This window comes from Pseudomonas sp. EYE_354, assembly GCF_023148575.1.
Taxonomy (GTDB): domain Bacteria; phylum Pseudomonadota; class Gammaproteobacteria; order Pseudomonadales; family Pseudomonadaceae; genus Aquipseudomonas.
In genome coordinates this window covers 139,046-150,758 of record NZ_JAHXNQ010000005.1, presented here as the reverse complement: position 1 = coordinate 150,758, position 11,713 = coordinate 139,046, and the positions used below count along the sequence as shown (strand labels likewise).

Genomic DNA, 11,713 nt, shown 5'->3' with positions numbered 1-11,713 from the left:
CAATAACGGGTCATCGACAGCATGAAAAAAGCCAACGCGTGGAGTCTAGCGCTGATCCCTTGTCTCGGCCTGTGGCTGGGCGCGGCACCGGCGTGGGGCGCGACTGCACCGGCCTTGAGCGAGGTGCGGGTGTTCAAGGTCGAGTCGGCGGGATGCTCCGAAACCATCCCGGAGCGTGCGCAAGGCACCCAGATGTGCACCCACCGTGGGCCCACCAAGGTCTCAGTGATGGAAGTCGGCCTGGGCAACAATCCCGTCGGCCGCTTCAATGGCGCCGAGTTGAGCGGGACGCGTACCCCGGTGTGCCAGGTCGGCAACGTCAGCCAGGCCTGCACTGGCACGGGCACCTTGATGGGCTACATCTATGTGTTTGACCTGGACGTCAAAGCCCAGGGCTGGTTCGAATACAGCAACTCGTCGATCAACCCTCCGCGAAATACCCTCAAGACCCTGCTCAATATCCACTGATCAATCATCTTGAACGCTCAAAACCTCGCAAAGTCGTACCCCTGAGACGGCGATTTTCCTGAACGCCGCGGATGTACACAGACCCGTGAGGTGTTTATGAGCGCGACCCCCAATGGCGCGGCGGCCCAACCGTTCGTCGCCCGCACAATACGCTTGACCCTGAACGGCCAGTCCCGCGAGCTGGACGTCTTGCCCTGGACCACCCTGCTGGACCTGCTGCGTGAACAACTCGACCTGATTGGCAGCAAAAAAGGCTGCGACCACGGCCAATGTGGTGCCTGCACTGTGTTGCGCGACGGCAAACGCATCAATGCCTGCCTGACCCTGGCGGTAATGTGCGATGGCGCCACATTGACCACCATCGAAGGCCTGGCCAGCGGCGATCAGTTGCACCCCATGCAGCAAGCCTTTATCAAACACGACGCCTTCCAGTGCGGTTACTGCACGCCTGGCCAGATCTGCTCCGCCGTTGGCCTGGCCAATGAGGGGCGTGCCCACGACAGCGCACAGGTCAAGGAACTGATGAGCGGCAACCTATGCCGCTGCGGTGCCTACACCAACATTCGCGACGCCATTGAGGATGTGCTGGGAGGTGAGCGATGAACCCCTTCCACTACAGCAAGCCGAAAGACGTCCATGAAGCCGTGCACCTGAGCAGCGCGGTCTCACGTTTTATCGCGGGCGGCACCAACCTGCTGGACCTGATGAAAGAAAACATCAGCCGCCCCGAGCACCTGATCGACATCACCGGCCTGCCGTTGCATGACATTAAACAGACCGCCAGTGGCGGGCTGCTGATCGGCGCATTGGTCAGCAACGCCGACCTGGCCTGGCACCCGCTTATCGAACAGCGTTACCCATTGCTGTCCCAGGCCATTCTTGCCGGTGCCTCGCCGCAACTGCGCAACATGGCCAGTACCGGCGGAAACCTGCTGCAGCGCACCCGCTGCTATTACTTCTATGACGCCACCGTGCCGTGCAATAAGCGCGAGCCCGGCAGCGGTTGCCCGGCGCGCAACGGCCTGAACCGTATCCACGCAATTCTTGGTGCCAGCGAGCAGTGCGTGGCGACTCATCCGTCGGACATGTGCGTGGCGCTGGCGGCACTCGACGCGCGGGTGCATGTCGAAGGGCGCGGCGGCGCGCGGGTGATCGAGTTTGCCGACTTCCATCGCTTGCCCGGTGATGCACCGCAACGTGACAACCAACTGGCCGACGATGAGCTGATCACCGCGATTGAGCTGCCCGCCGATCAACTGGCGCGTCACAGTCATTACTTGAAGGTGCGTGATCGTGCGTCCTATGCCTTTGCCTTGGTCTCCGTCGCTGCCGCGCTTGAGCTGGACGGTGATGTGATCATTGATGCGCGACTGGCCCTGGGCGGCGTGGCCCACAAGCCTTGGCGCGACCGTGCGGTAGAAGCGTCCTTGATCGGCCAGTCCGTCAGTCGCGAAACCTTCAGCAACGCCGCCGACGCCGTGCTTCAAGACGCCGAGCCGCTGCAACACAACGGCTTCAAGATCAAACTGGCGCGCCGTGCAATTGTGCGCGCCTTGAGCGACGCCGCTGTCGCAGGAGAACAGCCATGACTGCTATCGGCAAACCCCTGGACCGTGTCGACGGTCTGCTCAAGGTCACCGGGCAAGCGCGCTATGCCGGTGAATTCCCCGAGGCTGGCCTGCTGCACGGCAGTGTGGTGTCCAGCACCATTGCCAAAGGCCGCGTGCTCAGCATCGACGCCTCCAAGGCCCTGGCGCTGCCAGGGGTGGTGGACGTCATCCATCACCTCAACCGGCCGAAAATCGCCAGCTACGATGACGCCTTTGCCGACGCCGATGCCGCCGATGGCTCGCCGTTCCGCCCGCTCTACAACGACCGTGTGCTCTACAGCGGCCAGCCGCTGGCACTGGTGGTCGCCGACAACCTGGAACTGGCGCGGCACGCAGGCTCGTTGATCGAGATCGAATACGCACGCGAAGACTTCGAGACCGACTTGCTCGCCCAGCAGGAACGGGCCTACCCGTCCCCGCAGACGCCGCCGGCACCGCGCGGCAACTTCCAGGCCGAATGGGCCGGCGCCGCCATCAGCCTTGATGTGCACTACAGCACCCCCATCGAACACCACAACCCCATGGAGCCCCATGCCAGCACCGTGCTGTATCAGCCGGACGGCACGTTGCATATCCATGACAAGACCCAGGGCCCGCAAAACTGTCAGGCCTACGTGCAAAAAGTGTTCGGCCTGGATAAAAGCCAGGTGCGCATTTTTGCCGCTTTTGTCGGCGGTGCTTTTGGTTCGGGGCTGCGCCCGCAGTATCAACTGCCGTTGGCGGTGATGGCGGCGCTGGCGCTCCAGCGTTCGGTGCGGGTGACCCTGACGCGCCAGCAGATGTTCACGTTCGGCTACCGCCCGCGCACCCTGCAGCGTCTGCAAATGGGCGCCGCTGCCAACGGACGCCTGCTGGCACTGGGGCATACGGCGATTGGCCAGACGTCGCGTTTCGAGGACTTCAGCGAGCACGTGGTGGAGTGGAGCGGCATGCTCTACCACTGCGATAACGTGCAGTTGACCTACAAACTGGTGCCGCTGGATGTGTTCACCCCGTTGGACATGCGCGCGCCCGGTGCAGCGCTCGGTGTGATCGGCCTGGAATGTGCCATGGACGAACTGGCCTGCGCCCTGGCCATCGACCCGGTGCAACTGCGGCTGATCAACTATGCCGAACGCAATGGGAACGAAGACAAACCCTGGTCGAGCAAAGCCTTGCGTGAGTGCTACAGCGAAGGCGCCGAGCGTTTTGGCTGGAAGCAGCGTAACCCGGAACCGCGCAGCATGCGCGATGGCCGCCAGTTGATCGGCTGGGGCATGGCCGGCGGCGTGTGGGAGGCGATGCAGATGAAGGCCAGCGCCAAGGCGCGGATCGATGCCGAGGGCAAGCTCACCGTCAGCAGTGCAACCACGGACATCGGCACCGGCACCTATACGGTAATGACCCAGATCGCGGCCCAGGCCAGCGGCGTGGCGGTGGAAGACGTGAGCTTCCTGCTCGGCGACTCATCGTTGCCCACCGCGCCGCTGCAGGGCGGCTCGTTCACCGTGTCTTCGGTGGGCACCGCCGTGCAGCAAGCTTGCGAAGCACTGGCGGCCAAACTGCTGACCGTTGCGCGCCAGACATACCCGGTGTTCAAGGACGCCGAGTCGGTACGCTTTGAAGACGGCCAGTTGCACACCGGTGATGTGAGTGTGTCATTGGCGCAACTGGTCAAGGACAGTGGCGAGGAGGCCTTGCAGGTGCAGGTCGACAGCGAGCCCGACAAAAAGCGCGAGGGCTATGCCACCGCCACCCATTCCGCGGTTTTTGTGGAAGTGCGGGTCGATGAAGACCTGGGCACCATCAAGGTCAGCCGGGTGGTCAGTGCGATTGCCGCCGGGCGGGTGGTCAATCCCAAGATGGCGCGCAGCCAGATTCTCGGCGGGGTGGTGTGGGGCATCGGCATGGCCCTGCATGAAGAGACGCAGATCGATCATCGGTTGGGCCGCTACATGAACCACAGCCTGGCCGAGTACCACCTGCCGGTGAATGCCGATATCGGCGACATTGACGTGGTGTTTGTCGAAGAACATGACGAAATCGTCAACGCACTCGGTTCCAAGGGCGTCGGCGAAATCGGCATTGTCGGGGTCGCTGCAGCGGTGGCCAATGCGATTTACCACGCCACCGGCAAGCGTGTGCGGGAGTTTCCCATCACCTTGGACAAGGTGATCTAGCGCGAGGCGCTTTGATAGGCTCAGGCCTTGGGCTCTTCCATGGGCACGTGCATACGGTCCCGGCTGGCCAGGGTGGGGAACAGTTTGATCCACACCCCGGTCACCAGCAGCGTACCGATGCCGCCCATGACCACGGCGGGCACGGTGCCGAACCAGTGGGCGGTAATGCCGGACTCGAACTCGCCCAATTGGTTGGACGCGCCGATAAACAGGCCGTTGACCGCACTGACCCGCCCGCGCATTTCATCCGGCGTCTCCAACTGCACGAAGGAGGCGCGGATGACCATGCTGATCATGTCCGCCGCGCCCAGCACCACCAGCACCGCCAGGGAAAACCAGAACGAAGTCGACAGGCCGAAGGCAATGGTCGCCACACCGAACACGCCGACTGCGGTGAACATCACGCGGCCCACGTGGCGGTCGACCGAGAAGCGTGCCAGCCACAGTGACATCAACAGCGCTCCCACTGCCGGCGCCGAACGCAGCAGGCCAAGGCCCCAGGCGCCGGTCAGCAGGATGTCTTTGGCGAACACCGGCAGCAGCGCGGTGGCGCCGCCCAGCAGCACGGCGAACAGGTCGAGGGAAATCGCCCCGAGAATGTCCTGGCGGCTGCGAATAAAGCGGATACCGGCCAGCAGCGAGTCCAGGGTGGCCTTGCCTTTGTTCAGCGGTGTCTGGCGGTTAGGCAGGTTGAGGGTCAGCGTGCAGGCAATGATGTACAGCACCACCGTGGGGCCATACACCCAGACGCTGCCGAACGCATAGAGCAGACCGCCCAGCGCCGGGGCGACGATGGTGGCCAGTTGCTGGGCCGATTGCGATGACGCCACGGCCCGCGGAAATAACGCACTGGGCACGATGCTCGGGAGCAGTGCCTGGGTGGTGGGCATTTCAAAGGAGCGTGCCGCACCCAGCAGGAAAGCGAGGATGAAGATCATCTCGCGGGTCACGCTGTCGGTCAGGCCGCCAATGGCCAGGCACAGGGCGATGCACGCCTGCACGGTCTGACAGATGGCGGCGACTTTGCGCCGTTCGTAACGGTCGGCCACATGCCCGGTGTGCAGCATGAACAGTACGCGCGGCACAAACTCGACCAGGCCGACCAATCCCAGGTCCAGCACATTGCCGGTCAGTTGGTAGAGGTTCCAGCCGATGGCCACGGTGAGCATCTGGAAGCCGCTGGCGGTGAAGATCCGTGCCAGCCAGAACGCAATGAAAGGACGGTGATGACGCAACAGCAACGCGGGTTCACTAGGCATCGGGAGTTCAGGTCAAGGCCGGAGGGAAGGGCGAGATTAGCATCAAGCTGTAACAAATAGTTGCAAGAACCCCACTGAGGCAAGCTGTCACGCGGCAAAAGACCACACGGCTGGACACACAAATTGGGACTACTCTTTGATCAATGCTTGATCCAGATCAACGCCCGCGTAGGGTTTGATCTGGCGGCCGCAAGGCCCGATTCCCCCGTGTGGCTGGTTAAAAAAAGAAACGAATTGAAATTCGTCACACTCCATATCCGTGGGGGCAGCAGTGGGTGCAGGCTCCCGCCAGCAGCCGGTATTACCTGACAGAGGAAAACTTATGTTCGGTTTGGAGGCGCTCGATCTCGCCCGAATTCAATTTGCGTTCACCATCTCGTTCCACATCCTGTTCCCGGCGATCACCATCGGCCTGGCCAGTTACCTTGCGGTGCTGGAAGGGTTGTGGCTCAAGACCCACAACGACACCTACCGTGACCTCTACCATTTCTGGTCGAAGATCTTTGCCGTCAACTTCGGCATGGGTGTGGTGTCCGGTCTGGTCATGGCCTACCAGTTCGGCACCAACTGGAGTCGCTTCTCGGATTTTGCCGGCGCCGTCACCGGACCGCTTCTGACCTACGAAGTGCTCACGGCCTTCTTCCTCGAGGCCGGTTTCCTTGGCGTGATGCTGTTCGGCTGGAACAAGGTCGGGCGCAAGCTGCACTTTTTCTCCACGGTGATGGTGGCCGTCGGCACCTTGATTTCCACGTTCTGGATCCTCGCGTCCAACAGCTGGATGCAGACGCCCCAGGGTTTTGAAATCATCGACGGCCGGGTGATCCCGACCGATTGGCTGGCAGTCATCTTCAACCCGTCGTTCCCCTACCGCCTGATGCACATGGCCACGGCGGCCTTTGTTGCCACTGCGTTCTTCGTCGGCTCGTCGGCGGCCTGGCATTTGCTGCGGGGCAGGGACAACCCGGCGATCCGCAAAATGCTCTCGATGGCCATGTGGATGGCCTTGATCGTGGCGCCTATCCAGGCGGTGATCGGTGACTTCCACGGCCTCAATACCCTTGAGCACCAGCCGGCGAAAATCGCGGCGATTGAAGGCCACTGGGAAAACAAGGGCGACGAGCCCACCCCGCTGATCCTGTTCGGCTGGCCGGACATGAAGGCCGAAGAAACCAAATACGCGGTCGAAATTCCCTATCTGGGCAGCCTGATCCTGACCCACTCGCTGGATAAACAGGTGCCGGCCCTCAAGGAGTTCCCGTCGGAGGACCGCCCTAATTCGACCATCGTGTTCTGGTCATTCCGGGTCATGGTCGGCCTGGGCTTTCTGATGATCTTCACCGGTCTGTTCAGCCTGTGGCTGCGCCGGGGCGACAAGATGTACACCTCCAAACCGTTCCTGTATCTGGCGTTGTGGATGGGGCCATCGGGGCTGATCGCGATTCTCGCCGGCTGGTTCACCACCGAGATCGGCCGACAGCCGTGGGTGGTCTACGGGCTGATGCGCACGGCGGACGCGTCCTCCGGGCATAGCCTGGCGCAGATGACCATCACGCTTGTGCTGTTCGTGGTGGTGTACTTCGCGCTGTTCGGCGCAGGGTTGGGTTACATGATGCGCCTGGTGCGCAAAGGGCCTGTGACCCATGAAGGCACCGAGCCAACCAAAGGCGGGCCTGGCCAGAAGCGCACACCGGCGCGTCCGTTGTCGGCTGCCGATGACGGCAGCGATGACGACCACGACCATATTCAGCACAAGGGGCATTGAGATGGGTATTGATCTTCCGCTGATCTGGGCCGTGATCATCATCTTCGGCATCATGATGTACGTAGTCATGGACGGTTTCGACCTGGGGATCGGCATTCTCTTCCCGTTCATTCCGGGCAAAGTCGACCGTGACGTGATGATGAACACCGTCGCGCCCGTCTGGGATGGTAACGAAACCTGGTTGGTACTCGGCGGCGCGGCGCTGTTCGGCGCCTTCCCGCTGGCCTATTCGGTGGTGTTGTCGGCGTTGTATCTGCCACTGATCCTGATGCTGATCGGGCTGATCTTTCGCGGCGTGGCCTTCGAGTTTCGCTTCAAGGCCAAGGACCACAAGCGTCATCTATGGGACAAGGCGTTTATCGGCGGCTCGATTGCCGCCACCTTCTTCCAGGGCGTGGCGCTGGGGGCGTTTATCGACGGCTTTGCAGTGGTCGACCGCCAGTTCGCCGGCGGCTCGCTGGACTGGTTCACCCCGTTCACGATGTTCTGCGGCGCGGCGCTGATCGTGGCCTACGCGTTGCTCGGCTGCACCTGGCTGATCATGAAGACCGAGGGCAAGTTGCAGGAGCAAATGCACAATCTGGCGCGGCCTTTGGCGTTCGTGGTGTTGGCGGTGATTGGCATCGTGAGTATCTGGACACCGCTGTCGCACCCGGAAATCGCGTCGCGCTGGTTCACCCTGCCTAACCTGTTCTGGTTCCTGCCGGTGCCGGTCCTGGTACTGGTGACGATGTACGGGCTGATCCGCGCGGTGGCGCGCAATGCGCATTACACGCCGTTCCTGCTGACCCTGGTGTTGATCTTCCTGGGCTACAGCGGTCTGGGCATCAGCCTGTGGCCGAACATCATTCCGCCGTCAGTGTCGATCTGGGACGCCGCCGCTCCGCCGCAAAGCCAGGGCTTCATGCTGGTGGGCACCTTGTTCATCATCCCGTTCATCCTGGGTTACACCTTCTGGAGCTACTACGTGTTCCGCGGCAAGGTCACCCACGAAGACGGTTATCACTAGGAGGGTCGTTGAATGTCCGGCAAGCCGACGTTGCACGAGATCGAAAAGGCCGAGAAACAGCCGTTATGGCGGCGTCTGGGGTGGCTGGCGATGATCTGGACCGGCAGTGTGCTGGCCCTGTTTGTCGTGGCCAGCCTGATGCGCATGTTCATGAATGCGGCCGGCCTGACCACCCACTGACATCCCGACCGGGCTTCGCGGCCCGGCTTTGCAACCCTGCCTTTGGCAAGAAAGGCAGGGTTTTTTTATTTGCGTGCCTTAAGGATCACGAACTTGGGCGTGGCGGCCACCTGCTCGACACCCCGGAACAAGCGCGCCAATTTGCTGTGATAACCCAGGTGGCGGTTGCCCACGATATAAAGAGCACCGCCGACCACCAGCGCTTCGCGTGCCTGCTGGAACATGCGCCAGGCGAGGAAGTCGCCCACCACCTGCTGCTGGTGGAACGGCGGGTTGCACAGCACCACATCCAGAGAATCTGGCGCCTGACCGGCCAGGCCATCGCCGGCCTGTACCGTTACTTCGCGATGACCGAGCGCCGCTTGCCAGTTCTCGGCCGCCGATTGCACGGCCATGTAGGACTCGTCCACCAGCGTGTAGTGGGCATCGGGGTTTTGCAGTGCGCTGGCAATAGCCAGTACGCCGTTGCCGCAACCCAGGTCGGCCACGCGTGCGCTGCCCAAGCCGGTCGGCAGGTGCGGCAGGAACGCGCGCGTGCCGATGTCCAGGCCTTCGCGGCAGAACACGTTGGCGTGGTTGAGCAGTTCGAGGGCGGGGGCGTCCAGCGTGTAGCGCGTGGGGTAGGGGGAAACGGCGGCCGGGCGGTCGGCCGGGGTTGCGATCAGCAGTCGGGCTTTCTTCACGGCCAACGAGGCGTGCATCGGGCCGATATAGCGCTCCAGCAACTCCCCGGCCGCCCGTGGCAAATGCTTGATCATCGCCCCGGCAATCACTTCGGCGCCCGGTGCCAGTTGACCTTGCAAGCGAATCAACTGTTCTTCCAGCAGCGCCAGGGTCTTGGGTACGCGGATCAGTACGCGGTCAAAAGGGCCGCTCGGGATTTGGCTGGCCGGTATGAAAGTCACGGCATCAAATGCCTTGCCATTGCGCACCAGGTTTTTCTCCAGCCCTTGCGCGGCGAGGAATGAGTCGCCACTGGACGTCACCTGCACCCGGCCTTCAAGGCTGGCGGCCAGCGCGCCGAAGCTGTCGTTGAGTACCAGCACGCGTGTCGTCGCCGCTGGCTGCTGTTCTGCCAGGTGATTGAGCAGGTACTCGTCGGCGGCATCGAAGGCTTGCAGCGGATCGTTGTGCTGCTCTGGCTGGCGGATCAGATCGAGCTGGGCGAAGGGGCTTTCGAGCAGGGGCATGGCGGGAGAAAACTCTGGGTAATCGAACCATCCAGGTGAACCGCGACGCTAAGCTGCACGCTGCGTCATCACCCGGAACTGGTCGCGAATGTTACGTTTTTTCCGCAAGGATTACATAGGGTCTTTACAGAAACCCGGCTTTCGCTGCCACCATCACGGCGGCAATCTTATTATTGACGCCCAATTTGCGCATCGAACTGCAGTTGTGAAAACCGACGGTACGTTCAGACAGGCACAGGATCTTGGCGATCTCGCCTGCAGTCTTTCCCATCGCTGACCAGCGCAGCACTTCGATCTCACGTGGCGTTAAATTGCTGCTGGTTTTTGCCACCGGCTCATTCGCATATTTATGCGCGACCACCGTGTGCATGGCGTGGCAGAGCCACAAGGCATTACCGGCTTTTTCGTAAAGCTCCTCCGGGCTGATCTCATCGGTGCTTCGGCCCAGCGTCAGCATGCTGAATGTGCCTTTGGGGCCATGCAACGGTTGCGTCCATCCCACGTGTACACCGTGGGATTTGGCCAGCGCCCATAAATGCGGCGCGTCGCTAAACGCCGTTTCCTGCCAGACGAAAGGCAGTACCGAACGCTGACAGTGGGCAATTACGGGGTCGACCTCTGAAAAACGTGCTTGTTTGTACAGATGGTTCCATTGAGCGGGATAGTTGTTTCTTTCAAACAGTGGAGCGGGGTTTAGGGGTTGTTGAGTACTCATCGTGAATGAACAGAATTGGAAGCCGAGCGCATGTGTCTCGTTGATAACCATTTCAAAAACTTCTGTGACTTGGTCCTGGTCTTCCAGTTTCGGGAGTCTCGTGTTGCGCCAGTTGACCATCGGTAACTCTCCATGGGTATTTTGCGTGCCTTGGGTACGTCCTGAATCCCAACGCGGCACGAAAAATAGTGTAGGACAGCGGATGTTTTTTGTAGGAAAAAAATCGTAATAACGATGAAGTATTTGAATTTTCCTAACTTGTACAAGGGGGCGTGCATTTGTATAAAAAATATTGATACCAAGTTGAAAAATTATCTATTTTAAAAGCTTGGGGGTGATATCAAATTACCAGCATTGGCTGTGAGTTCGCATTTTTAAATTGGATTTGTCCAAGTCTAATAGCGAAATAATTAGTTCAGTTGAAGCCGTAAGTTTTAGCGGAATAACCTCAGCAACTTAGTGGTTTTTTCGGGAGGTAGTGTGCTGGCGAGTTGTGGAGCGGCAATGCCGGGACAAATCATCGGTGTTAGCGCGTGCTGCTTTGAGGGACACTAGGGCCCTGTGCAAAACGGAGTTCCCCATGACGGCCAGTGCTGAAAAATTCACCCGCCAGACATTGCTTGATGTGCAATCGCTGACCCCCAGCCTGTTTACCCTGCGTACTACCCGTGATCCGGGTTTCCGGTTTACCGCCGGCCAGTTCGTGCGCCTGGGTGTGACCAAGGCCGACGGCAGTACCGTATGGCGTGCCTATTCGGTGGTGTCGTCACCCTTTGACGAACACTTGGATTTCTTCTCGATCGTCGTTCCAGGTGGCGAGTTCACCAGTGAGCTGAGTCGCCTGCGGGTCGGCGACACGTTGATGGTAGAGCGCCAGGCCACAGGCTTTTTGACCCTGAATCGATTTGTCGACGGCCGCGATTTGTGGATGCTGGGTACCGGCACCGGGGTCGCGCCGTTTCTATCGATCCTGCAGGACTTTGAGGTCTGGGAAAAATTTGAGCGCATTGTCCTGGTGTACAGCGCCCGCGAGGCCCGGGAGTTGGCGTACCAGTCGCTGATCAACGAGCTGGGGGCGCGTGAGTATTTGGCCGAATACGCACATAAACTCACTTACATCCCCATCGTTACCCGCGAGACACATCCCGGTGCACTGAACGGGCGTATCACCACATTGATTGAAAATGGCGAGCTGGAGCGCGCGGCTGGCATTGAGCTGGCCCCGGAACATTCCCGCGTACTGATTTGCGGTAACCCGCAAATGGTCGATGACACCCGCCAATTGCTCAAGCAACGTGACATGCAACTGAGCCTGAGCCGACGTCCGGGGCAGGTCGCGGTGGAAAACTACTGGTAATAAA

Annotated in this window: 11 protein-coding genes; 8 read left to right on the top strand and 3 right to left on the bottom strand. The window is 60.8% G+C overall.

The annotated features are described in order from the left end of the window. The first annotated feature begins 21 nt into the window (after nt 1-21). The 4 genes from KZX66_RS08810 (at nt 22) to KZX66_RS08795 (ending at nt 4,237) form a co-directional block, all read left to right on the top strand. Nucleotides 22-468: a DUF4879 domain-containing protein gene (locus tag KZX66_RS08810; RefSeq protein ID WP_248078415.1), complete on the top strand. Its 447-nt coding sequence runs from the start codon at nt 22-24 to the stop codon at nt 466-468. A gap of 96 nt (nt 469-564) precedes the next feature. Continuing rightward, a complete protein-coding gene (locus tag KZX66_RS08805) occupies nt 565-1,071 on the top strand; it encodes a (2Fe-2S)-binding protein (protein ID WP_248078413.1) in 507 nt (168 codons plus the stop codon). Next, a complete protein-coding gene (locus KZX66_RS08800) occupies nt 1,068-2,057 on the top strand; it encodes a xanthine dehydrogenase family protein subunit M (RefSeq protein WP_248078411.1) in 990 nt (329 codons plus the stop codon). The genes KZX66_RS08805 and KZX66_RS08800 overlap by 4 nt, the downstream gene beginning before the upstream one ends. Beyond that, nucleotides 2,054-4,237, top strand: coding sequence for a xanthine dehydrogenase family protein molybdopterin-binding subunit (locus KZX66_RS08795; protein WP_248078409.1), 2,184 nt, complete (start codon nt 2,054-2,056; stop codon nt 4,235-4,237). Before KZX66_RS08800 ends, KZX66_RS08795 begins: the two co-directional genes overlap by 4 nt. 20 nt (nt 4,238-4,257) lie before the next feature. On the opposite strand, the gene KZX66_RS08790 is transcribed toward KZX66_RS08795, so the two are convergent. Beyond that, nucleotides 4,258-5,496 carry an MFS transporter gene (locus KZX66_RS08790; RefSeq protein ID WP_248078407.1) on the bottom strand — a complete coding sequence of 413 codons (1,239 nt, stop codon included), beginning with the start codon at nt 5,494-5,496 and terminating at the stop codon, nt 4,258-4,260. A gap of 322 nt (nt 5,497-5,818) precedes the next feature. On the opposite strand from KZX66_RS08790, the gene KZX66_RS08785 reads away from it, so the two are divergent. Genes KZX66_RS08785 through KZX66_RS08775 form a run of 3 tightly spaced genes read left to right on the top strand, consistent with a single transcriptional unit; the run spans nt 5,819 to nt 8,447 of the window. Beyond that, nucleotides 5,819-7,258: a cytochrome ubiquinol oxidase subunit I gene (locus tag KZX66_RS08785; RefSeq protein WP_248078405.1), complete on the top strand. Its 1,440-nt coding sequence runs from the start codon at nt 5,819-5,821 to the stop codon at nt 7,256-7,258. 1 nt (nt 7,259) lies between these two features. Beyond that, on the top strand, nt 7,260-8,267 hold the full coding sequence (gene cydB / locus KZX66_RS08780) for a cytochrome d ubiquinol oxidase subunit II (protein ID WP_248078403.1): 1,008 nt from the start codon (nt 7,260-7,262) through the stop codon (nt 8,265-8,267). Nucleotides 8,268-8,279: 12 nt separating this feature from the next. Next, the gene (locus KZX66_RS08775; protein WP_248078401.1) at nt 8,280-8,447 is read left to right on the top strand and encodes a DUF2474 domain-containing protein; all 168 of its coding nucleotides are present in this window, start codon (nt 8,280-8,282) and stop codon (nt 8,445-8,447) included. A gap of 65 nt (nt 8,448-8,512) precedes the next feature. Here the strand turns inward: KZX66_RS08775 and KZX66_RS08770 are convergent, their stop codons facing one another. Further along, nucleotides 8,513-9,637: a class I SAM-dependent methyltransferase gene (locus KZX66_RS08770; RefSeq protein WP_248078399.1), complete on the bottom strand. Its 1,125-nt coding sequence runs from the start codon at nt 9,635-9,637 to the stop codon at nt 8,513-8,515. Nucleotides 9,638-9,761: 124 nt separating this feature from the next. Then, the gene (locus KZX66_RS08765; protein WP_248078397.1) at nt 9,762-10,472 is read right to left on the bottom strand and encodes a LuxR family transcriptional regulator; all 711 of its coding nucleotides are present in this window, start codon (nt 10,470-10,472) and stop codon (nt 9,762-9,764) included. A gap of 460 nt (nt 10,473-10,932) precedes the next feature. Between KZX66_RS08765 and KZX66_RS08760 the strand changes: the two genes are divergently transcribed. Further along, complete coding sequence (locus KZX66_RS08760; protein ID WP_248078395.1) at nt 10,933-11,709, top strand: ferredoxin--NADP reductase; 777 nt, start codon at nt 10,933-10,935, stop codon at nt 11,707-11,709. The last annotated feature ends 4 nt before the right edge of the window (nt 11,710-11,713 follow it).